Source organism: Sporomusa sp. (assembly GCF_035561255.1).
Classification (GTDB): Bacteria; Bacillota; Negativicutes; order Sporomusales; family Sporomusaceae; genus Sporomusa.
The window spans coordinates 1-23,756 of record NZ_DATMXX010000365.1 but is presented as its reverse complement, the minus strand read 5'-3'; the positions used below and the strand labels follow the sequence as shown (position 1 = coordinate 23,756).

Genomic DNA, 23,756 nt, shown 5'->3' with positions numbered 1-23,756 from the left:
ATTTAATGGGCGCAGGACCGGTGAATTGTCCCGGAACATAAAAAATGGTATACTAACCGTAGCGTGGTTTATGTTGTCAAATAATAAGAAGAACGGGTAGGATTTATCGATGGAAACGATCAATGTTGTAGAATGGCTGGGATACCTGGCATCTGGTATGGTGGCAGTTTCGTTTGTAATGAAGTCTATCAATAAACTGCGGTTTATCAATCTGGTAGGTGCTATTCTCTTTGTCATTTATGGTATTGCAATTCAAGCGGTGCCAGTGGTCTTAGCCAACCTGTTTGTTGTTGGTGTTAATATCTATTATCTGGTTTGGAAAAATGCCTGATAAAGGTTTCCGGACACACCAAGCGCAACGAAGACCTGCCGAATTATGCTAAGCCGGCAGGTCTTTGTGTAAGCAGGGATGGTTTTATCTTAGAACCAAGCAAAGGCAGGTAGATTATATAGCTGGTATTTTTCAGCCTGTTGTCGCTCACCATGGAGGGTTACTATGAAGTTATTATGGGTACTTGGCATTAGCGGTTTTTTGGTAAATGCCGATAGCAGAGCAATTGCTCCGGTATTACCAGCTATTGCAGACGATTTAATGATCAGGGAAGCAGCGGTAGGTTTACTAGTTTCGGCTTTTACCATTCCGTATGGGTTATTGCAGCTAGTATATGGACCTATTGCAGATAAATTCGGCAAATTGCAGACCATCTCAGTTGCCCTTTTTTTATTCTCCTTTGCAGAGCTTGCGTGCAGCTATGCTGATAGTTTTACTTCTCTTTTGGTATTCCGAATAATTAGCGGAACTTTTGCCGCTGGCATTATTCCGGTTTCGCTCGCACAAATAGGCGATAGTTTTACCTTTGAGGAGCGTCCTAAAGCAATTTCTTTCTTTATGTCGCTGTCTATGTCCGGCCAGGCACTGGGTATTGTGATTGGCTCCATGCTTGCTCATTTTTTTAGCTGGAAGTTTATATTTTTATCAATTGGCCTTGCTGGAATGCTAGTTGGATTTGCATTTCTCAGGCAGAAGTCACGGATGGTACATATAGCCCCTAAGGAACAAATCCCGTTGAAAGAACGATATAAACGAATCTTTTCCAGCCGTCGCTCACGGACGGTTTATTTAGCAGTAGGCTTAGAAGGCGTAATTTTATTTGGCGGCTTTACCTATCTGGGTGTTTACGGGAATAAGGTTCTGGGACTGGATTATTTTTCTGTTGGCTTACTGACAGCTGGTTTTAGTATCGCTGCTTTTATTGGCAGCCATTTTATAAGTTCGATTATCAGGCAAGTTGGCCAGCACAGGATGCCGTTAATAGGTGCCTCACTGCTTACCTGTGCGTTTGGCCTTATATGGCTGATACCTCACTGGGTTGCATTATTGGCCGGCTTTTTGTTGCTAGGGCTGGGGTTCATTGTTCTTCATACCACCCTGCAGACCTACGCAACAGAGCTTTTGCCTGAAGCAAGGTCAACCTGCATGTCACTGTTTGCATTTTTTTTATTTCTCGGTAATGGCATCGGACCCGCCTGCCTGGGGTGGGTGTATGAGGCGGGCGGTGCGCAAGGCATGTTGGCGACAACAACAGTCAGTTTGCTGGTGTATACGATTTATTGTAAGCTGGCATTCAGGCAGTTTTCAGGGTCTTCTATTGTGAAGGGCTAGCAAGAGAGTGCGAAAAGAGATTCTGCCAGCCAATGGGTAAAGCAATCTTTAAAACTTTAGAATTAGTTCGTTTTTTACAATTAATTTCGGCTTAGATGCAGTAATATCAAGTTACAAATAGGACATAGCAAACCAAATCACAAAGTAAACTATTTTGGGCTGATCGTAAATAAAACGAAGGCTGAAAAAAACGGCAGCATGAGCCGGATTTTCTCAACCTTCGTTTTTCTGTTTTATGATGGCTGGAGGGCGAGGAATATGAGTTTTGGTGTTTGCCGGTAATTACTGCAATCCGGGGTGTTTGGGGAGATGAGACAATGATTCGACTAGAGAATATCAATAAAACCTATCAAACTTCAAATGGTCCGTTTCAGGTAATCGACTCGGTCTCGCTGGAAGTGAAGGAGGGTGAGATTTACGGGATTATCGGGTTCAGCGGTGCGGGGAAATCCACGTTGCTGCGGTGTATTAATCTGCTGGAGCGACCGGATAGCGGGAGTGTGTTCATCAGTGGCGAAGATTTGATGACCCTGGCAAAAAAGCAGCTGCTACAGCGGCGGCTGGGGATGGGCATGATTTTTCAGGACTTCAATTTGATTGGCAACAGGACTGTTTATGAGAATGTATCGTTTCCGCTGGAGATAGCAGGTATTGCCAAACAGGAGCAAAAGGAGCGTATCCATAAAAGCCTGGATATTGTCGGACTGGGGGATAAGGCGCAGGCTTATCCCGCAAAACTGAGCGGCGGTCAAAAGCAGCGGGTGGCCATAGCACGGACAATTGCAGCACGGCCCAAATTATTATTATGCGATGAACCGACTTCGGCCCTGGACCCGCAAACAACTAATGGCATTTTATGTTTTCTAAAACGCCTTAACGCCGAAATGGGCATAACCATTGTCATTGTTACCCATGAAATGGCCGTTGTCCGTTCCATTTGCAACAGGGTATCTGTCATGGAAGCCGGGAAACTGGTGGAAACGATTGACCTGTCCGGGAAGCAGATAACGCCCCGCTCGAAAATTGCCCAGTTCTTATTTGAGCGGGATAGTGCGTATACACAACTAGGAGCAGCCGCCAATGTTTCATAATATTATTGCCCTGCTGCCGGAAATAGCAAAAGCGCTTGGCGAAACATTTTACATGATGTTTTTTACGCTGGCCATTGCTTTTCTATGCGGAACGCCGTTAGGGACGGTGCTGTACCTTACCCGCCCTGGCTCTATTCTCAAAGCGCCAGGCTTGTACCGGGTGCTGGATACAGCCGTTAATATTGTCCGCTCTTTTCCTTTCCTCATTCTCATGATTGCCATTATTCCGCTGACGCGTTTACTGGTCGGAACTGCACTGGGAACCACGGCAGTTATTATTCCGTTATCGATCAGTGCGATTCCGGAGTTCGCCCGTCTTGTCGAACAGGTGCTGCTGGAGGTTAAGCGCGGGGTTATTGAAGCCGCCGAATCGATGGGGGCCAATACCTGGAATATTATCTGGAAGGTGCTGTACTGTGAAGCCCGGTCCGGTATTGCCAATGCGGCCACCATTATCAGCATCAGCTTTCTTTCCTATTCAACCGTTGCCGGTTTGATCGGCGGCGGCGGTATCGGTGATTTTGCCATTCGCTATGGCTATTACCGGTATCAGACCGATGTGATGATCTTCACCGTATTGCTCATCATCATGCTCGTACAGGTGATACAGACCGTGGGCAGCTTTGTTGTCCGCCGGCTTGATAAAAGAAATTAAATAAAATACCAGGGGGTTTCAGTATGAAAAAAATTATGTCAATCAGAAAATTGCTCCTGCCTGTGCTGCTTGTTTTTGTACTGCTTGTCAGCGGGTGCGGCAAGGACACTGCTGCTAAGAATACTGCTGCTGAGGCAGATAAGACCATCACCTTTGTTGCCCAGAACTATAAGCTGTATGAGGATACCACCAAAATACTGGCAGAAGAGGTTCAAAAACTCGGCTACAAGCTTGAGTATAAGTTTGTCGCCGACAATACACAGATCAATGAGGCGGTAGAAAGAGGCGAGGCGTTTGCTAATTATCACCAGCATATCGCTTTCCTTACTGAATTCAATCAGGTTCACAACACGCACCTCTATCCGGCTTTTGAGGTATTCACCGATCGTGCCGGCCTCTTCTCCAAGAAATACAAAAGTATTGATCAGCTGCCTGACGGCGCAACCATCAGCATACCGGTCGATCCCGGCAATAATTTCCGTACCCTGGTCATGCTGGCTGATGCCGGGCTCATTAAGCTCAAGGAAGGTGTTGAACCGGCTAAGGTTACCATCAAGGATATTGTCGATAATTCGCATCATTTCAAATTTACTGAGGTTGACTATACCATGCTCAGCCGGGCCATAGAAGACGCCGATGCAGGCTTTCTCTATGCTACGGTAGCGGCGGAGCTTGACTTGGATTTTAACCGGGACGCCCTGCTGAAAGAGAGCAAAAAGCATCAGTCGCCGGATGTCATTACCGTGCTGGAAAAGAACAAGGACTCTGAAAAGACAAAAATACTGAAGAAGGCATATCAAACCGATAGAATGAAGCAGGCCTTTAAAGATGCTTATCAAGGCAGAGAGATACTTCTCCCCGCCTGGTAAGCAGGTGGTTACCGGTTATCCATAATAAAAGCCTTCGCGACGTTGCGAAGGCTTTTATTTCTATTGCCTGCTGCGAGCGGATGTGGTAGAATAGCTATATTTATAAATAAGCATGGTGAGCTGACCGTACAAGCGGAGGCTGCATCCCTTACTTAGGGCTGCAGCCTTTTTATATGCTGAAGCGGGGTTTGCTGGCTGCGGTAACAGGACAGGCTTTGCTCTTCAGGTAATATCGCTATCCGCTATGAGGGGGAATTGACATGATTAATATGCGGAACTCTTTTAAACTGTATCAACCCTTGGTGATGCGCGCTGCCAACTACCAGGAATTTATTCCGCAGGGAGAGTTTAGTAACTCGATTGCCCTGTTTTATCAGTTCCAAATGCCGAGCTCCCACCATCAACTGATTGCCGTCCCGGATGGCGTGGTTGACGTTGTATTTCGCTGCGATTCGTCAAAGCCCTATGCGAAAGTAATCGGCAGTGTGTTAGCCGGCAGACCGCTGGTTTTTACCGGGGGCTATGAACATTTCGGCGTCCGTTTTTTCCCGGGGCAGGCAGGTGTTTTTACCGATGAGCTTGGCGAAAGCTTTATTGACCAGGAGGTCTCGCTGGCTGATGTTATGCACCGGGGCGGGGGGTTTGTGGAGCAGGTAGTCAGCCGGCCCGGTTTTTATGAGCGGGTGCAGATGTTCTTATCCGGGCGGTTTTCTATGCAGGAAAAACGCCGGGAGATGCCGGAATGGGGCAAATACCTGATGCAGCGGGTTAATGAACAACTGGGTGGCTTGAGTATCAAAGACATGGCTTTGGAAACAAGCTATTCGCCACAGCATATTACCCGGACCTTTAAGAGCTATCTGGGGGTTTCCCCGAAATACTTCTGCCGGGTAGTCAGGTTCCAGAATGCAATCGAACTCATCCATAAGCAGCCTTTCCAGCCGGTTGACGATATCATCTTTGGGCTGGGCTATTTTGATCAAGCTCATTTTATTAAAGAGTTCAAAGAGTTTTGTATGTTGACCCCCTGGCAGTTTGTGCAGAGAAATTTTGGCAAGGCCGCTAATTAGTTCGCTTTTTACAATTCAAATCAGTGTAAATGCAGTAATATTTAAGTTGCCAACAGGTTATAAACAGGTAAACTAACAGGCAACTGCATTTGAGCTGATCGTTAATAAAACGAAGGCTGAAAAAGACGGCGATGATAGGCGCCGGCTTTTCAACCTTCGTTTTTTTATTTTACGGGGGTTGCCGCTGAGGGCCGTTTGTTACCTGAGTTGAGAGGAAGATAGTATGCTTACACCAAAAGAGCGGGCTTTGCGGGCATTGGCGCTGAAACAGCCGGACCGGGTTCCGGTCGGGGTTTTCCTTGGCGGCAGCTGGCCTGTCACCCATTCCGGACTCACCCTGGAAGGGCTGATCGGCGATCCGGCCACAACCGCCAGGGTGTTTTATGAAGTAAATAAAGACCTGGATGCCGATATTATTATGGTTGGCGCCGGGGCAACAGCCCTGATGATCAGGGCGCTGGGCGGCGATGTGCGGTTTACCGCCAAAGGGGCGCCGGCCATTATTACCGGGCCGGTTGCTACCGAAGCTGATCTCGGACGGATGACGGTAACAGCGGCTGGGACTGATCCTGCTGTCAACTGGCTGTTTGAGACAGCCGCCGGCCTGAGCCGGCTGGCTGCTGACGAAAGACTGGTACTGGCCAGCGGACGGGCGCCATTTACCCTGGCGGCCCAACTGGCCGGTATGGATCAGTTTTTAAAGGCTCTCCATAAGAATAAAAGTTTTGCCCATAAACTCCTGCGTTTTACGGCCGAGTTATCGGCCTGGTATTTTACGACAATGCTGGACAGGGGGCTGGTTCACGGCTCCTTTATTGCTGATCCCACCGCCTCCGGGGATGTCATCTCCAAGCAGCATTTCCAGGAATTTGCCTTCCCTTACCTGCAGCAGGTTGTCAGCCGGATTAACGCTGCCGCCGCCGGTAAGCCGGTTATGCTGCACATTTGCGGCAATATCCGCGATCGCCTGGACAGCATTGCCGCTACAGGCATTAACTGCTTGTCGGTCGAGAGCAAAGTAAGTATCAGGGAAGCCCAAAGGCTAATCGGCAGCCGGGTATGCATTGCCGGCAATGTTGATCCGGTGGACGTGCTGGAATTCGGCAATCAGGCGGATATCCGCCAGGCTGTCAACCGGTGTCTTGCAGAAGGCACTGGCGGCAGCGGCTTTATCCTGCTGCCTGGCTGTGATCTTGGCGATGGGGTGCCGGCCGAAAATATCAGACTGTTTGTCGACTGCGCTCATAACTGGGTCTATCAACATCAATGAAAGAAGGAATATATATGGAATTAGCAGAGATAAAAGCAATCATTGAACGCCAGGGTATTCATACGGTGGAACTGGGGTTTGCGGATATTAACGGTGTTTTGCGGGGCAAACGGGTTTCCGCCCGGCACTTTCTTAAAACAGCGTATCAGGGTACGGCTTTGGCCAGGGGCCCCCTGGCCTGGGATATTCAGTGCGGTGTGTATCCGGACACGGAGATCGCCAATTTCGAAAATGGCTATCCGGATATGCTTGCCAGGCCGGTGCTGTCCACCTTCCGGATTGTTGCCTGGCGGGATGGCTGTGCTTTTGTCCTGTGTGACCTGTATGATGTGCACGGGCAGGCCCTGGAAGAGTCGCCCCGGGAGGTGCTCAAGAAGGTTGTCGTCAGGGCCCAGGCTTTGGGTTACCGGCCGCTGGTCGGTTCAGAGCTGGAGTTTTATCTCCTTGATGGCAATAAACAGCCGTTGTTTCAGGGGGTGCAGTGCTACTCCCTGTATAAAGGCGCGCAGCTTGAATATGTCATCGAGGAAATGCGCAACGGGCTGGAAAACTTCGGGATCGAGGTCGAGGCCTTTCATCTGGAGTACGGACCGGCCCAGATTGAGGTGATTTTAGAGTATGGTGATGCGCTTACCCTGGCCGACCATACGGTACTGGCCAAAAACGCCATCAAGGAGATTGCCCGCAAACACGGGTTATATGCCACCTTTATGGCCAAGCCCTGGGCTGAGGAATCGGGGTGCGGATATCATATTCATCAGAGTCTGTGGGACCCGGACTTAACCGGCAATCTGTTTCACATCAATGAAGAACTTGCCCGGCATTATCTGGCCGGTTTGCTTTATCACACCAGGGATTTTATGGTGCTTGGCTCGCCTTCGGTCAACTCCTTCAAACGCTTTCAGGGCAATTCCTTCGCCCCGGTCAATGTTACCTGGGCCACAGATAACCGGACGGCAGCCGTCCGGTCACTATTGGGGCAGGGCAACGGCAGCCGCCTGGAACATAGGACCGGTTCAGCCGACGCCAATCCGTATTTGATTGTTGCCGCTAATCTGGCTGCCGGTCTGTACGGGATTGAGCATAAACTGGTGCCGCCGCCGATAACCGCTACCAATGCCTGTCTGGCAGATGCCCAGGTTTTGCCTGCCGATTTACAGCAAGCCCTGCACTATCTGGCCAAGAATCAGGTGGCTAAGGACTATCTTGGTGAAAAATTCATCCAATTATTTTTAACGCTGGGGCGGCATGAAGCAGCACTGTATGCGGCGGCCGTAACCGACTGGGAGCGTGAACGGTATCTGGAAATGATTTGACGACAGAAGAACCGGGTTGTTTTAGGAAAGGGGATAAAATTTTGTCTTATATCGATGAAAAAGAGGCGCCCAAACGCGAGGCCCGTCTGGGGACCTGCATTGAATACGGCGGCTCGGCCTGCGAACTCAAACGGAAGTTTGGCGGCGGCTGCTTGAAAAATAATAAAAGAGCGTTCGGACAGGGCTCGATTTGTCAGTTGCTGCCGGCGCTGGCGATTTTAAATACCCTGCGGAATGCGGTAGTGATTGTCCATGGCGCCATTGGCTGCGGCGGCGTCTCTCATACCCAAAGCGCCAGCCTGCGGCTGGGGCAGATTGCCGACGGCGACAAAAATCCCCAGGGGGCGCTGTGGCTCAGCACCAATCTGGGCGAGACCGATGTAATTGCCGGCGGCGAAGCCAAACTGCGCCAGGCTATCCGCGAAACAGACCGGCGGTACCGCCCGCAGGTCATTGTGGTACTGTCCACCTGCGTTCCGGGGATTATCGGCGATGATCTTGACAGCATAACAGCCCAAATGCGGGCTGAAGTCAATGCGGTGCTCCTGCCCGTACACTGCGAGGGCTTTAAGACCAAAGTCATGGCCACAGCCTATGATGCCATCTTCCATGCGGCGTTCCGCAATTTAGTGGCCAGCGAACCGGCAAGAACCCCTGCCCTTGAGGATGCCCTGGACAGAGCCAAAGAAAAGATCCGCCGCAGCCGGCTGGTCAATTTGCTCAATGTTTCCTCAATGACCGGCGGCGATCAGCGGGAGCTGGTCCGGCTGCTGAACAAGCTTGGGCTGGAGGCCAATGCTTTTCCCTGTGAGGCCAGGCCGGAGGCGTTTCAGCTGGCCACAGAGGCCGCGCTGTCGATCAGCGTGTGCCCGACCCATGACGACTATTTCCTGACTCATCTGCAGGAGAGATACGGGGTTCCCTATCTTCACGGCCAGATGCCGATCGGCATGAACAATACCAGCATCTGGCTTAGGCAGATCGCCCGGTTTTTTGGCCTGGAGGCTGTGGCCGAAAAAATAATTGCCAAGGAAACTTATGACCTGAACCAGGCCTTAGCGCCCTTCAAGGCCAGGCTGCAGGGGGTTAAGGTCATGATCAGCGCCGGCGAGGTCAGGACGCTGGCAACTGCCGTGTGGCTGCAGGAACTGGGGATGGAGGTGGTGGCCGTCCGGCCCTACCATTTCGACCGGTTCGGCGAAGTGGAACTGGAAAAACTGGTGGTGATGAATCCTGATCTCAAAACCAATGTTGCCACTGCCCAGCCCTTTGAGGCCGTCAATCTGATTGCACGCGTCAAACCGGCGGTATATCTCGGGCATGTCGCCGATAATGTGTGGGCGGCCAAGGCCGGCGTGTCGGTGCTGCCGATCTATGGCGGTCCCAATGTCTATAACGGCTATGCCGGTGCTTATGATATCGCCCGGCGGATCACCCGGCTGCTGAAAAACACCGCGTTTGTCAGGAATCTGCAGCAGCATGTACGGCAGCCTTATCAGCAGGACTGGTACAGTCAGGACCCCTTCAAGTATATCAGGCAAGGAGACATTGAGACATGAATGAAAAATTTATCGAGCGGCCGCGCTCTTTCTGCGCGCTGGGGGGAGCGGCGCTGACAGTGGGAGCATTGCCTGGCGCCATCGCGGTTTTACATAGCTCTATGGGCTGTGGCGGCAGTATTTACTGGAATCAATTAGGCAGTACCGGTTATCTGGGGGCCGGGTATTGCGGCGGGTTAGCTGTACCCAGCTCCAATGTCCAGGAAACCGATATTGTGTTTGGCGGCTCGGAGCGTTTGGAGGAACAGATCAAAAACACGCTGCAGATTGTTGAAGGCGGGCTTTATGTCGTATTGACAGGCTGCATGACCGATATTATCGGGGATGATATCCAATCGGTGGTCAAAGAGTACCGCGCGGCCGGTGCGCCGGTTATCGGTGCGGAAACCGGCGGCGTCAGAGGCAACGGCTACCGGGGGTATGACCTGGTGCTGACTGCGTTGTTCCGTGACTTTGTTGAGCAAAAAACAGAAAAAGTCAGCAATAAAGTGAATATCTGGGGGATTGTGCCAGGACAGGATGCCTTCTGGCGCGGCAATCTGCTGCAAATCAGAAGCCTGCTGGAAAAACTGGGGCTGGAGGTAAATTCATTTTTCACGGAGCAGGATACGCTGACGGCCATTAAACATGCCGGGGACGCTGCCCTGAATATTGTGGTATCTCAGATATATGGCCGGGAAGCTGCGAATAAATTTGAAGAGATTCACGGTGTGCTATATCTGGCGACAGCCCTGCCGGTCGGACCTGCCGCCACAGAGCAATTTCTGCGTAAGACCGGCGAGGCGCTGCAGCTTGATCCCGGTCTGGTTCACCAGCTGATCCAGGAGGAAACTCAAAGCTACTACTCCTATGTGGACAGGATTGCCGATGCCTACAGCGACCTGGATTTCCAGCGGTATGCGGTGGTTGTCGGCGATGCCAACTATGCGGTGGCGCTGACAAAGTTTCTGGCTGATGATCTGGGCTGGCTGCCGGAGCTGACGGTGGTTACCGACGAATTAAATGAGGAAGAGCAAAGCCGGCTGGAACAGGAGCTGCGGCAGCTCCGGTCCGGCTATCAGGCAACAGTGGTTTATGAAACCGATGCGACCGAGATCAAAACAGCCTTCAGACAGCATTGGCCGGTCAACCGCGGCGAGCAGTTCTATGATGCGTTCAGCCCGGCTTTTGTGATTGGCAGCGCCTGGGAACGGGAGTTTGCCCAGGCGATCGGGGCCGGGCATTTGACTGTCAGCTACCCGGTCGGCAACCGCGTTGTGATAAAAAAAGGCTATGCCGGCTATGAGGGCGGCCTGAACCTGATGGAAGACCTGTTCAGCGTTATCGTCAAAGACCGGTAAAGGTGATTGCAAAGGAGGAAGGAAAGATGACTGATAAAGAAACAATATACCGGCAACTGACTGCGGCTGTGGTCAACATGGAAGAGGAAGAGGCGGCAGCAATAGCCCAAACGGTCATTGCCCGGGGCTATGACGCCTATGAAGCGATCGAGCGGGGGCTGGCGGGCGGCATGGAGACTGCCGGCCGGTTATTTGAGGAGGAAGAGTATTTTATTCCTGAGCTCCTGCTGTGCGCGGACGCCATGTATGCCGGCCTGGCCGTTTTAAAGCCGCACCTGCGGGCTGAGGCCGGCAAGGGCAGCAAACAAAAAATTGTCATTGGCGTTATCCAGGGCGACACGCATGATATCGGGAAAAATTTAGTGAAAATCCTTTTGGAAACAGCCGGCTGCGAGGTGATCGACCTGGGGCGGGATGTTTCGCCGCAAGCCTTTATTGACAGGGCTGTCCGGGAAGAGGCGCAGATTATTGCGATATCGACACTGATGACGACCACCATGGACGGATTGGCCGAGGTCGTGCGGCTGCTCAACCAGCAGAACCTGCGGGACTGCTTCAAGGTAATGATCGGGGGCGCGCCTGTATCCCAGGCTTTTGCCAATAAAATCGGGGCGGACAGCTACTGCGTCAATGCCGCGGCGGCGGTGCGCCAGGTCAGGCAATTCGGCGCGGCAGAGCTGCCGGCAGCTATTTGACCAGATGGGGGAAACTCGATTTATGGCAGCATTTGATTAGGAAAAGGAGGAGGGTTAGCTATGAGTGGTGCGCTTTCTCCCACCGAACGACTGCAGCGTGTCTTTTCCGGGCAGGCGGTAGACCGGCCGCCGGTGGTGTGTCCGGGCGGCATGATGAACGCCGCCATTGTGGACATTATGAATACGACCGGCCATGTGCTGCCTGCGGCCCACAGCGATGCGTCCCTGATGGCGGCGCTGGCCCGCGATGTGCAGCAATATACCGGCTTTGAAAATATCGGTATTCCCTTTTGCATGACGGTGGAAGCTGAGGTTTTGGGTTCGGCGGTCGATCTGGGTACACTGGGGTGCGAGCCTAAGATTGCCCGTGAGGTTTTTTCCTCGGTGCGTGAAGTGGTTGTGAAAGATCATGACAAGGTGTTGCAGGATGGCCGGATCGGCACTGTTGTTCAGGCCGGTTACCAGTTAAGCCGCCAGCAGGACATCCCGGTGATCGGCAACCTGACAGGCCCGGTAAGCACGGCGGCTTCGCTTGTTGAGCCGATGACTTTTTTAAAAGAGCTGCGTAAGGACCCGCGCAATGCCCACCGGGTCATGGCGTACGTCAGTGAGCATTTAAGCCGGTATGCCCGCCTGCTGCAGGATAATGGCGTGAAGATTTTTTCGATTGCCGACCCTACGGCCACCGGTGAAATATTAGGCCCGAAAATGTTTGCCGAATATGCGGTGCCGTACCTGAATAAGGTGATTGCAGACATCCAGGCCGGTGGCGGCCAGGCCATCCTGCATATCTGCGGTGATATGAAACCTGTCAAACACCTGCTCCCGTCGTTGCGCCCCAATGTTATCAGCACCGATGCCATAGTCAATCTGCGCGGTTTACAGACCGAATTTCCGCAGCTTACCACGATGGGCAACCTGAGTACTTATTTGCTGGAGCTGGGCAGCAGTGACACCGTTGCTGCCCAAACCGAACGCCTGGTTCGTGACGGCATCAATATTATCGCGCCGGCCTGCGGGCTGAGTACATCGACTTCAATAGCCAACATTCAGGCCATGACCGGCACCGTAAAGCAGTTTGCTTAATTCGTAAAACAGAAAGGCAGATTATACTATGCATGTTATTACCTTTTTACCGGCGGCAGTTACCATTACGGCCGCCGCCGGGCAAACGATTCTGGCAGCAGCCCGCCAGGCCGGTGTCCTGCTTGAATCGCCCTGCAACGGCAGCGGTTTTTGTGGTGAGTGCAAGGTGCGGGTTGCGCCGGCCTATCTTTCCCGGCTTGTCCGACGGTCGGACGCTTGCATAACCGCCGGGCTGGAGGAGCAGGGCCTGGTACTGGCCTGTCTGGCTGAAGTTCACGGGGATATTACCGTAGAACTGTTAGCAGGCCCGGAAGCCGGTCTGGCGATTTTAACAACAGGCAATTCCCGGCACGTTACCCATGCGCCGGCAGTGACCAAACGTTATGATGCGCCTGCCGGCTGTACGGTCGTGGAAAAAGACGGGCGAGTGCTGGCGCAGGAGGCGGGGGATACCGGCAGGGCCTGTTACGGCGCGGTCATTGACATCGGGACAACGACGCTGGTGCTGGCCATTGCCGACCTGATCAGCGGGCGGGAACTGGCGTCTGTTTCGGCCCTCAATCCGCAAAGCCTGCATGGCCAGGATGTGTTGTCCCGCATTCAGTTTGCCGCCGGGGAAGCAGGGCTGGCCCTGTTGTATCAAAGCCTGGCGGCAGAAATCTCCCGCTTGCTGAAAACAGCGGCGGCCCAGGCCGGCATTGATGCCAGGCACGTCTATGAGATTGTCTATAGCGGCAACACCTGCATGCTGCACCTGGCAACAGGCGTCAACCCTAAATCGCTGGGGAAGTATCCCTATACACCCGTTATTGGCGGCGATTGCTATCTGCCGGCCGGGGACTGCCTGCTGGCAGCGGCCGACAGTGCGGAAGTCTACCTGCCGCCGATCATTTCCGCCTATGTAGGGGCCGATATCAGTACCGGCCTGTTGGCGGTGGAGCTTAAGGAGCAGCCGGGAGTATCGCTGTTTGTTGATATCGGCACCAACGGCGAGCTGGCCCTGGCCAACAACGGCAGGATTTCCGCCGCCTCTACGGCCGCAGGCCCGGCCTTCGAGGGCATGAATATCGCTTGCGGCATGCGCGCCTCGCTGGGGGCGGTGGAACATGCCGAGATTACCGCAGCCGGCCAGTGGCAGGTCACTACCATCGGCCAGGCCCCGGCGACGGGGATTTGCGGCAGCGGCCTGCTGGATATTGCCGGCGAGCTTGTCAAACACGGGGTTGTCGCCAGGAACGGGCGCTTCGCCCCGGCGGACAAGCTCCCGGGTGAACTGGCCGGCCGCTTGATTACCATAGAGGGTAAACCCGCCTTCCGCGTGGCCGGGGATGTATACCTTTCCCAGAAAGACCTGCGTCAGATTCAATTGGCGAAAGGCGCGATCAGGGCCGGGATTGAATTACTGCTGCGCAGCCAGGGGGCCCAAGCCGCCGCTGTCGACCGGGTGCTGATCGCCGGCTCGTTTGGCTATCATTTACGGGCGGAGAGTCTTCTCAATATCGGTCTGCTGCCCCCGGAGTTCGCCGGTAAAATCAGTTTTGTCGGCAACACCTCGAAGACAGGCGGCATGGCCTTGCTCTGCAGCCGGCAGCTCCGGCAGGAACTGGCGCAGCTGGTCAGGGAGATTGAAGTGGTTGAGTTGTCTCAATATGACGATTTTGACAGGGTATTTGTAAACAGTCTTACCTATTAGGGAATGCAGGAGGGGGACCAATGGCCAAGAAGATCAAACAGATTGCAATTTACGGGAAAGGCGGTATTGGCAAATCAACAACCACATCCAATATCAGTGCGGCCCTGTCGAAACTGGGGCTGAAGGTGATGCAGTTCGGCTGCGATCCGAAAGCCGATTCGACCAATACACTGCGGGGCGGCACCTATATCCCGACAGTGCTTGATACCTTACGGGAAAAAAACCAGGTCAAACCGGAAGATGTTGTCTTTAAGGGCTTCAACGGCATTTATTGCGTTGAGGCTGGCGGTCCGGCCCCGGGGGTGGGCTGCGCCGGGCGCGGGATCATTACCGCGGTGCAGCTTCTGAAACAGCTCAAAGTCTATGAGGAGCTGGACCTGGATGTCATCATTTATGACGTGCTGGGGGATGTGGTGTGCGGCGGTTTTGCTGTCCCGATCCGCGAGGGCATTGCCGAGCATGTTTTTACCGTGTCGTCGGCCGATTTTATGGCGATTTATGCCGCCAACAACCTGTTTAAAGGGATAAAAAAATACTCCAATTCCGGCGGCGCGCTGCTGGGCGGCTTAATTGCCAACTCGATCAATACCCCCTATGCCAAAGATATCGTGGATGATTTTGTGGCCAGAACGCAAACCCGTGTGGTTGAATATATCCCGCGCTCGCTTACCGTAACGCAGGCGGAACTGCAGGGGAAAACCGCGGTGGAAGCCGCTCCCGGCTCAGAGCAGGCCAGGGTTTATGGCCGCCTGGCCCAAAGCATTATCGATACTACCGAATCCAAGGTGCCTTCACCGCTTGGCGATACCGAACTCCGGGAATGGGCGGCAAAATGGGCCGACTATTTGCTGGCGCTGGAAACGGGCGAGGTACGCGGCCAGGCAGCCGCTATTTAACCCTGCAACAACAGTGACTGGAGAAGGTAACGATGCGTAAACTGCTGATTATTAAAACCGGGACCACTTATCCTTCCATCCGGGACAAGACCGGTGATTTTGACGAGTTAATTTTGGCGGGGATGGCGGTTTCCCGCAAGCGGGTCATCGTGGCCTCTGTTTATGACGGCCAGGCACTGTCGGCGGCTGAGTCCCTCGCCGGGATTGTCATCACCGGGTCGGAGGCGATGGTTACCGACGGGGATAAATGGAGTGAATATACGGCGCGCTGGCTGCGGAAAATTGCCGCGAAAGCCGTCCCGACCCTGGGCATCTGCTATGGGCATCAGCTTATCGCCCACGCCTACGGCGGCACGGTGGCCTATCATCCCGGCGGGGAAGAAAACGGCACCGTCGGGATAACGCTTACGGCCGCCGGGGAACACGATCCCCTGTTTCAGGTTTTGCCTGCGGCTTTTCAGGGGCATGCGCTGCATGCGCAAACGGTTATAACGCTGCCGGCCGGCGCTCGGGTTTTAGCCTGCAACAGCTTTGAGCCGCATCAGGGCTACTCCCTGCACGGCCATCTGTGGGGCGTGCAATTTCATCCGGAATTTACCGCCGAGATTGTGCGCATGTATTTTGATATTGAACAGGAGCAGCTTGTTAAGGCCGGTTATAATGTGGCGGAACTCCGGAATACGGTGCAGGAACATCCCTTTGGGACAAGGCTGCTGCAAAGATTCGCGGCGCTGATCGATTAACAGCAGTGCCGCGAGGAGACAAGGGGACGGTGGTTGTGTCTTGTTGATGGACGCAGAGCCAGTGCCCTTAGATAATCTGGTTATTGCCAGTGTAACCAAGATATTATTTAGTTTGCAAAGGTTCTGGGTAAGTTTGCCCGGGTACAAGCGAAAGTCCTGCCAGATGATGTTGATTTGGCAGGGCTTTATGTTTATCGGGCCTATAATATATTTTTATACCGGGTATAGAAAAGCGCTAGTTCACAAGACCGGATGTTACTTTTATAATGGTAGTAATTGGGATGAGAGACCGTAAGGATAGTATTAATAACTAGGCATTCGGGAGGAAAAGAAATGGCAAGCAGTTATGGAGCCGCAAAAAAGGTTATGATGTTAGGGCTGGATGGGGCCGATCCGGCATTAATTAAAAAATATATTGCAGCAGGCAAACTGCCTAATTTGAAAAGGGTGATGGATCAGGGGGCAACAACGCCGGAACTGGATATGCAGGGTGTCTTACCGGCGATTACTCCGCCCAACTGGGCTACCCTGGCAACAGGCGCCTGGCCAAATACTCACGGGATTACCTGCTTCTGGAATCACACCCTGGGCAATGAGCTGGATATGATGGATTATGGCTGGAATTCGGAGCTGCTGAAAGCGGAAACGGTGTGGGATGCTTTTGCCAGGGCCGGCAAGAAGAGTATATTGTTTAACTATCCAACCGCCTGGCCGCCGACTACAGATCAGGCGATCTATGTAGATGGTACAAGTATCTATACTAATTTACGGGGCTATATTGATTATGAAAAAGTGTATGAATGTAAAGAGGGCGATTTTCCGATCCGGGAGATTCCTCATGTAATCGATAACAGCGGTACAGATTGCCGGGTTGAGGGCGACATATCCTCCCTCAAGGCAGATATCAGCAAGGATGAATACGAGGGTTATGGCTATACACAGCCAGGGCTTGTAACATCAGTCGAGGATGGGGAGCTATCTGCAGATATCCCCAATGCAGATCAGGTGATAACACCGATCAAACCGGCCAACGGCTGGAAAAACCCTCCGGCCGGGGCGCGGGAAGTCGTTTTGCCGGTGAATAGCGGGCAAGCCCGGCGCTATGGCTTACTGACTGCCGCCGACGGTAAAACCTATAATAAAATCAGCATTTATCGCAGTAAACAGGCAGAACAGGCACTGGGTGAGGCTCTGGTCAATGAGTGGAGCGGCTGGATCCATGACACCTTTACCGTGAATGGCAAAGACACGCCGGTAGCTTATAAAATCAGGGTTCTTACTATGAACCCTGACGGAAGCTCGCTGACCATTTACTATTCCTTCGCCCTGGATCTGACTGGGGGTAAATATTTTTACCCTGCTGAAATCGGGCAGGAGCTGTATGAGCAAGTGGGACCGATGCTGCAACCGGTAAACTATGACCGGTTGAATCCGCTGGCTGACAGTATTCTACTGGATTCAGTCAGGGAGATGTATCAGTGGCATGTTGAGGCGATGAACTATCTGCTGGATCATAAAGAGTGGGACCTTTTTTATACCCACATGCATGGGATTGATATGTTCAATCATTTCTATCTGGATTATATCTTCCCGGAAACCTCTGCCGAATACAAGCGATATCAGGAACTGATTGTGAAGATTTATGAAATCAGTGATGATTTTGTCGGGGAGATGCTGAAACGGCTGGATGCGGATACAACCATTATTATTACCTCCGATCATGGCGGGGTTGGCAAAAACCCTGCAACCGAGCATCCCCTGATTGGCGATATGTGGGGGATTAATGTCGGCATTATGGGGCAGCTGGGGTATACCAAACTAAAAGATGTTAATGGGAAAGCTGAGATTGACTGGGCCAATACAAAAGCGGTTGCTCAGCGGGCTACCTTTATCTATATTAATCTTAAAGGCCGGGACCCGCAAGGGAGTGTGGAGCCGGACGAGTATGACAAGCTGGTTGAAAAAATCATTGATGATTTATACAGCTATCGTGATCCGCATACCGGCAGGCGGGTGGTTGCCTTTGCGATGAACCGGAACGATATGGAGGCTGTTGGTCTGGGCGGGCCTAATTGCGGCGATATCTTCTATATTCTGGAACCCGAATTTACCCGGTGCCACGGGAATGGACTAAGCAATCATACGCTGCTGGGGTGTTCAATGAAGGCGCTGTTTATGATGGTGGGGGCAGGGGTAAAACAAGGCGAGATCTTGCATAGGCGGGTACGGATGGTGGATGTGGTGCCTACTATCTGTCATTTAACGGCAGCCCCCATGCCCAGGAATGTCGAGGGCGGGGTCATTTATCAGGCTTTGCTGGATCGGTAATAGTATATAGACTAAAAGAGGATGAGACATTTTTATGCGAGGAAATGTAATGACGAAGGTGACCGAAGAGAACTTTGATGAATTTACGTTTGACAGCAGTCTGCCGGCGCTGGTCTTTTTCGGATCAAAACGCTGCAAAATATGCAAGGAGTTAGCCCCTGTTATCCTTGCCATTGCTGACGAGAATGCCCATAGACTAAATGTGTGCTGGGTAGACGTGGATAAATATAAACCACTGTTCCAACGCTTCCGGTTACAGGGGATACCTCATTTACTGCTTTTTAACAAGGGTGAGGTGCGGGAACGGATCGGCGGGGTGCATCCCAAAGAGGTACTAGTTGCTGTGATTGACAGGGTACTGGACACGGGGTGTGCAGCTGCTGAAACCGGCAAAAAGGAAGTGATCCATAGCGATTGTACAGGGTGTTGCTCCTGTTGATTGCGCCAGCCAGAGGTCCGACCCGGAATACGGGAGGCAACCTGTTGACGGCTGACAGGAAAAGGTGTAGTTTAGATATAATTATAAAAAAATCATAAGTAAGCTGACTGGATAACCAGAGGCCTTCTTATATTGTGCAGAGTGCAATATGTTGAAGGCCTTTTCTATTTGTACTCCGGTTACTGGTCAGCCTGATCAAAGCTTTGATGAGGGATGGTAAGAGGATGCAGAGAAACAAGGCTTCACTGAGAAACAAGCTGATATTGCCGCAGGAGTGGCTATATAAAGGTGTATCTATTTCTGCTGTAGTGGTTGCTTTCGGATTTTGGGAAATAGGCAGCCGGTTTCAGCTGTTTAACCCGGTTTTTGTACCGTCGCCGGAACTGGTGTGGGCCGCTTTTACCGATATTCTCCGGGAAGGCTACAAAGGCCACAGCCTGTACTATCATATCCTGGCAAGCATGCAGCGGCTGTTTCTGGCGCTGGTGCTGGCTTTGGCGACAGCGATACCGCTGGGGATTCTTTGCGGCAGTTCACGGCTGCTGATGGCATTATTTGATCCCTTTATTGAGTTTTACCGCCCGCTGCCGCCGCTGGCGTATTATACCCTGCTGGTGTTATGGTTTGGCATTACCGATGTTTCCAAGGTGGCGCTCCTGTTTTTAAGCGCCTTTCCGCCCTTGTTTATTGCCGGGGTATATAGTGTGCAGTGTATACCGGGGGATCGCATTAATGTGGCGAAATCGTTGGGGGCCTCTAATTGGCGTTTGCTTGTTTATGTCGTTTTTCCATCGTGTTTGCCAGATTTACTGACAGGGTTACGCACCTCGGTCGGCGTGGCGTATTCAACCCTGGTAGCCGCTGAGATGGTAGCCGCTATTTCAGGGGTTGGCTGGATGGTGCTGGATGCCAGCAAGTTTCTTCGCAATGACATTATTTACGTGGGGATTATCATAATGGGGGTGATAGCCATCTTGTTGGACAGTTGCATCCGTGCGGTGTTGCGGCGTACTTCACCATGGGTTGGTAAGGAATAAGTTTATATTATTATTTGTCTCAGCGTTAAGCTGGAAAGGAAAGTGGTTATGAGTATTAAAAAAAGATTGCAAAGTTTGTTGATTCTAATGTTGGCAGGGGCCCTGCTGCTGCTTGCTGGTTGCTCAAACAGCGGTGATAACAAACAGGCTGCAGCACCAGCAGGCAAGGAGGCCTTGCCTAAAGAGATCCGCATTGGCTACCAGGTGAGCCCGAATGGTGAATTGCTTGCTAAAGCGCTGGGGCTGGCAGAGAAGAAGTTCCCGGAGGTTAAAATTTCGTGGCTGAAGTTCGACTCAGGGCGGGATATCAATACGGCGATTGCCAGCGGCTCCATTGATTTTGGGTTAATTGGCACACCACCGGGGACTGCCGGTATTGCCAAAGGGCTGCCATACCAGGTGTATTATTTACATGATGTAATCGGTGTGAGTGAAGCGCTGGTGGTCAAGAAAGATGCCGGGATTAACAGTCTCCAGGATCTAAAAGGGAAGAAGATTGCCACAGCCTTTGGGTCTACGTCCCATTTTAGTCTATTAACTGCATTGAAACAGCAAGGGGTTAACCCTGCTGAGATAACGATACTGGATATGCAAATGCCGGATTTATTGGCAGCCTGGCACAGAGGCGATATTGCCGGCGGTTATGTTTGGCAGCCGACACAGGCCCAGTTGATCGCCGGTGGCGGTAAAGTCATTATTACCTCTAAAGATGTAGCTGATAAAGGGGGATTAACAGGCGAGTTTGGTATTGTCTACAGTGAGTTTGTCAAGCAATACCCCCATGTTGTAAAAGGCTATATTGCCGTACTTGATGAAGCCGTGCACTATTACCGGGACCATCCGCAAGAATCGGCCAAAGCCTTGTCGAAAGAATTAGGGTTATCGGCAGAAGACAGCCTGAAAGCTATGAATGAGATCATTGTTTTGGATGCTTCCCAGCAAACCGAGGCTAAGTATTTCGGAACGCCCGGCCAGCCTGGTGAATTTGCTAAATTGTTAAAGAGTACAGCAGATTTTCTGGTTGAACAAAAAACAATCACAAGTGCCCCTGATTTAACGGTATACCAGAAGGCTATTCGCAATGATCTGTATGAGGGGAAAAAATAGGAGGGATTACGATGTCTTGCAATGATCAAAGTCTACTGCAGGGTACACATGATTTTTTAGCCGAGCTGCCGGTGATTCAGCTGGATGGCATTAGCTTGCGATACTCTCAGGCTGCAGCAGATATTCAGGCATTGGAAGGCATCAGCCTGGAGCTTACCGGGGATGATTTTGTTTGTGTGCTGGGGCCGTCCGGCTGCGGCAAGTCTTCTTTACTTAATATTATTGCCGGGTATCTAAAACCGACAACCGGTACGATTACTGTGGACGGTAAAATACATAGCAAGCCGGACCCGCAGGTGGGGGTAGTCTTTCAGCATCCCAACCTGTTTCCGTGGTTAAGTATTGAGAAGAATATTGAATTCGGGTTAAAAATGAAACAGGTGGGCAAAGAAAAGCGTAAGGAGCTGGTTGAACATTATCTCCAGTTGGTTGGCCTGGAAGGCTTTGCCAAGTTCCTGCCCTTTCAGCTGTCAGGGGGAATGAAGCAGCGGGCGGCCATTGCCCGGACGCTTGCCACAGATCCCCGGATGATCTTACTGGATGAACCGTTCAGTGCACTGGATGCTTTCACCCGGGAGACGATGCAAAAAAATCTGTATGATATTTGGCAAAAGACACGTAAATGCCTGTTGTTTATTACCCATGATGTAGACGAAGCATTATTGCTGGCTAGGCGGATTATCATTATGCACCCTAATCCCGGTCGTATCGTGAAGGATTTCCCCAATCCGCTGCTGCGCCGGCCGGAGCATTCGTTCAGCCGGCTGCGATCCTCAAAGGAGTTTAATGATATGCGCCAGTATTTAATTGGGCAGATACACAGCTGACCTGGCAGAGAGTGGAGAAAACAATGGATATAAGAATCGCCCCGGCTGTACAGGCAAGTAACGGGGCACTTGCTAAAAAAGGGATGTGGCTGGGGCTGGCTGCCGGGGTATTGTGGGGATTGGACGGGGTACTTATGGGGATAAACCTAACCCTGGAGCCATTCTCAAATCATATAAGCCCCCTTACCGTTGTTTTGGTGGGGGCTTGTATCCATGATGGCTTTGCCGGTTTGTGGGTGCTGCTTACGAACCTTGTGAATGGCGGCTGGCAGGAATATCGCCGGGTGCTGCAGACAAAAAAGGCCGGGATCGTGGTACTGGCCGGCATTATGGGCGGGCCTGTCGGGATGTCCGCGAATTTGCTGGGTATTCACTTAGCCGGTGCCGGCTGTGCAGCCGCCATTACGGCCGCATATCCGGCGATAGGGGCTATCCTGGGGGCAATCTTTCTTAAAGAAAGGATACCGCTGCGTGTTTGGGTTGGGATATTGTTATCAATGCTTGGTGCCGGTATGATCGGATACCTGCCACCAGCTGGCAATGTCCCTGCTTTTTATGTGGGAATCGGATTCTCGATGCTGGCCGCGGTTGGCTGGGCGTTAGAGGGGGTGATCTCCACTTACGGTATGCATGCCATTAACCCGGATATTGCTGTTGGCATTCGTAAGGCAACCTCGTTTCTTGTATTCCTGATTGTGATCTTTCCCTTGCTGGGCGAGATACCCTATCAGGTTCTCATTGAGGCCCTTACTGCTAAAGCTTTTTGGTATATAGCAGTAACCGCCCTGGCTGGTGCGGGGTCATATTTGATGTGGTACCGGGCCATGCACCTAATCGGCGTTGGTAGGGCGATGAGTCTTAATATTACCTATGTTTTATGGGCTATCTTTTTTGAATGGCTGTTTTCCGGCTTACAGTTAACGATTGCCTTATTTCTTGGTGCTGTCATCATTATAATAGGTACCCTGTTTGTTGTCAGTAATCCTGAAAAATCATGTTACAAACTCGCACATCGAGCACAATGATTTCACGGTGTTGATAAACTCTTTTTCAACAAGAGACAGATGGTGGCTGCGGGTCCAGATAATGACAAACGAGGCTTTTACCGGGTTATCCTTAATGGGTATGGGGATAATAGAACCTGTTTGCAGATAATACTCAGTCATAAATTTGGGGGCAAACGCAATGCAGGTGCTTGACGCTACAACGGTTTCTATTATTTTAAAATCATCAAAACGATAAGCAATTTTTAAGGGGCTATGTCTGCTCAATAGCTCCGACAGGCCACAATTGGTTACATATTGCGTGTTATACAGGACTAACGGTTGCTGTAAGGCTGTATCCAGGGATACGGCTTTTTTTGTTGCCAAGGGCGAATCTTTCCCGGTGAGAATAATAAAGTCATCCTGAAATAACTCTTTAGCGTGAATGTTTTTTGTCTGGACAAGTTCATCGGTTTTTAAAATAATACTGAAGTCAATCTTTCCTGACTGGACATCATGGAGAATATTGTTGGATTCACCCACTTTCAGCATGACATGAACATTGGGATGCCGGTATTTGAAAGTGGTTAAGGCGTTTACCAGGATCGTATTGCAGATGCTGGGGTCTGCTGCCACATTGATCGTGCCGTTTAATGCCAGGGCATTTGTTTTGGTAATTCCTTTTATTTCTTCAATTTTATCAACAATCTCCATGGCCTTTTGGATAACAGACTCCCCTAGCTCTGTTGGGTAGACCCCCTGGCTTGTGCGTTTGAAAAGATTAACCCCCAGCTCAACCTCTAACTTGGTGATGGAAGCACTAATAGCCGGCTGCGAAATAAAGACACGTTCAGCAGCCAGGGAGATAGATTTGCAATGAGCAACCTCGATAATGTGATATAACTGTTCTAAACGCATATTCAGCCTCCTCCTCAGCCATCCTTATTTTAAGAAACAACAATACAAAAATATAAAAGAAAAGGCCCTGTCTACAGTTGTTCAGTAGACGGGCCTCCGGTTGTCTGGTCGGCTCTCATAGTATTACATTTTAGTAGTAATTATAACTATAAAGCGATAGAAATACAAGGT

22 protein-coding genes are annotated in these 23,756 nt (G+C 51.5%); 21 read left to right on the top strand and 1 reads right to left on the bottom strand.

The annotated features are described in order from the left end of the window. The first annotated feature begins 109 nt into the window (after positions 1–109). The 21 genes from VN379_RS20840 to VN379_RS20740 all read left to right on the top strand — a co-directional run bounded on the left by VN379_RS20840 (position 110) and on the right by VN379_RS20740 (position 22,709). On the top strand, positions 110–331 hold the full coding sequence (locus VN379_RS20840) for a hypothetical protein (protein WP_325537430.1): 222 nt from the start codon (positions 110–112) through the stop codon (positions 329–331). A gap of 165 nt (positions 332–496) precedes the next feature. Further along, positions 497–1,663, top strand: a complete 1,167-nt coding sequence (locus tag VN379_RS20835; protein ID WP_325537428.1) for an MFS transporter — start codon at positions 497–499, stop codon at positions 1,661–1,663. Positions 1,664–1,980: 317 nt separating this feature from the next. Then, positions 1,981–2,754: a methionine ABC transporter ATP-binding protein gene (locus tag VN379_RS20830; RefSeq protein ID WP_325537426.1), complete on the top strand. Its 774-nt coding sequence runs from the start codon at positions 1,981–1,983 to the stop codon at positions 2,752–2,754. Beyond that, complete coding sequence (locus tag VN379_RS20825; RefSeq protein WP_325537424.1) at positions 2,744–3,409, top strand: methionine ABC transporter permease; 666 nt, start codon at positions 2,744–2,746, stop codon at positions 3,407–3,409. The genes VN379_RS20830 and VN379_RS20825 overlap by 11 nt, the downstream gene beginning before the upstream one ends. A 23-nt stretch (positions 3,410–3,432) precedes the next feature. Beyond that, positions 3,433–4,278 carry a MetQ/NlpA family ABC transporter substrate-binding protein gene (locus tag VN379_RS20820; RefSeq protein ID WP_325537422.1) on the top strand — a complete coding sequence of 282 codons (846 nt, stop codon included), beginning with the start codon at positions 3,433–3,435 and terminating at the stop codon, positions 4,276–4,278. Positions 4,279–4,538: 260 nt separating this feature from the next. After that, positions 4,539–5,348: a helix-turn-helix domain-containing protein gene (locus tag VN379_RS20815; protein WP_325537420.1), complete on the top strand. Its 810-nt coding sequence runs from the start codon at positions 4,539–4,541 to the stop codon at positions 5,346–5,348. 223 nt (positions 5,349–5,571) lie between these two features. After that, positions 5,572–6,618 carry a uroporphyrinogen decarboxylase family protein gene (locus tag VN379_RS20810; RefSeq protein WP_325537418.1) on the top strand — a complete coding sequence of 349 codons (1,047 nt, stop codon included), beginning with the start codon at positions 5,572–5,574 and terminating at the stop codon, positions 6,616–6,618. Between the two features lie 14 nt (positions 6,619–6,632). Continuing rightward, positions 6,633–7,934, top strand: coding sequence for a glutamine synthetase family protein (locus VN379_RS20805; RefSeq protein ID WP_325537416.1), 1,302 nt, complete (start codon positions 6,633–6,635; stop codon positions 7,932–7,934). Positions 7,935–7,975: 41 nt separating this feature from the next. Further along, complete coding sequence (locus VN379_RS20800; protein WP_325537414.1) at positions 7,976–9,493, top strand: nitrogenase component 1; 1,518 nt, start codon at positions 7,976–7,978, stop codon at positions 9,491–9,493. Next, a complete protein-coding gene (locus tag VN379_RS20795; RefSeq protein ID WP_325537413.1) occupies positions 9,490–10,833 on the top strand; it encodes a nitrogenase component 1 in 1,344 nt (447 codons plus the stop codon). The genes VN379_RS20800 and VN379_RS20795 overlap by 4 nt, the downstream gene beginning before the upstream one ends. A 26-nt stretch (positions 10,834–10,859) precedes the next feature. Continuing rightward, positions 10,860–11,528 (top strand): corrinoid protein, encoded by a 669-nt coding sequence (locus tag VN379_RS20790; protein ID WP_325537411.1) that lies wholly within the window; start codon positions 10,860–10,862, stop codon positions 11,526–11,528. Positions 11,529–11,588: 60 nt separating this feature from the next. Next, entirely contained in the window at positions 11,589–12,614 is a 1,026-nt protein-coding gene (locus tag VN379_RS20785; RefSeq protein WP_325537409.1) for a uroporphyrinogen decarboxylase family protein, read from the top strand. Between the two features lie 28 nt (positions 12,615–12,642). Next, entirely contained in the window at positions 12,643–14,307 is a 1,665-nt protein-coding gene (locus tag VN379_RS20780) for an ASKHA domain-containing protein (protein WP_325537407.1), read from the top strand. 20 nt (positions 14,308–14,327) lie between these two features. Then, on the top strand, positions 14,328–15,203 hold the full coding sequence (nifH, locus tag VN379_RS20775) for a nitrogenase iron protein (RefSeq protein ID WP_325537405.1): 876 nt from the start codon (positions 14,328–14,330) through the stop codon (positions 15,201–15,203). A gap of 32 nt (positions 15,204–15,235) precedes the next feature. Continuing rightward, entirely contained in the window at positions 15,236–15,946 is a 711-nt protein-coding gene (locus tag VN379_RS20770) for a glutamine amidotransferase (RefSeq protein ID WP_325537403.1), read from the top strand. Positions 15,947–16,279: 333 nt separating this feature from the next. After that, a complete protein-coding gene (locus VN379_RS20765; protein WP_325537401.1) occupies positions 16,280–18,274 on the top strand; it encodes an alkaline phosphatase family protein in 1,995 nt (664 codons plus the stop codon). Between the two features lie 49 nt (positions 18,275–18,323). Next, positions 18,324–18,713 carry a thioredoxin family protein gene (locus tag VN379_RS20760; RefSeq protein WP_325537399.1) on the top strand — a complete coding sequence of 130 codons (390 nt, stop codon included), beginning with the start codon at positions 18,324–18,326 and terminating at the stop codon, positions 18,711–18,713. Positions 18,714–18,937: 224 nt separating this feature from the next. Next, positions 18,938–19,750, top strand: coding sequence for an ABC transporter permease (locus VN379_RS20755; protein WP_325537397.1), 813 nt, complete (start codon positions 18,938–18,940; stop codon positions 19,748–19,750). A gap of 48 nt (positions 19,751–19,798) precedes the next feature. After that, positions 19,799–20,857, top strand: coding sequence for an aliphatic sulfonate ABC transporter substrate-binding protein (locus tag VN379_RS20750; RefSeq protein ID WP_325537396.1), 1,059 nt, complete (start codon positions 19,799–19,801; stop codon positions 20,855–20,857). A gap of 11 nt (positions 20,858–20,868) precedes the next feature. Next, a complete protein-coding gene (locus VN379_RS20745; protein ID WP_325537395.1) occupies positions 20,869–21,684 on the top strand; it encodes an ABC transporter ATP-binding protein in 816 nt (271 codons plus the stop codon). Positions 21,685–21,707: 23 nt separating this feature from the next. Then, positions 21,708–22,709: a DMT family transporter gene (locus tag VN379_RS20740; protein ID WP_325537393.1), complete on the top strand. Its 1,002-nt coding sequence runs from the start codon at positions 21,708–21,710 to the stop codon at positions 22,707–22,709. Here the strand turns inward: VN379_RS20740 and VN379_RS20735 are convergent. Next, positions 22,677–23,585: a LysR family transcriptional regulator gene (locus VN379_RS20735; protein WP_325537391.1), complete on the bottom strand. Its 909-nt coding sequence runs from the start codon at positions 23,583–23,585 to the stop codon at positions 22,677–22,679. The genes VN379_RS20740 and VN379_RS20735 overlap by 33 nt on opposite strands. Positions 23,586–23,756: the final 171 nt, after the last annotated feature.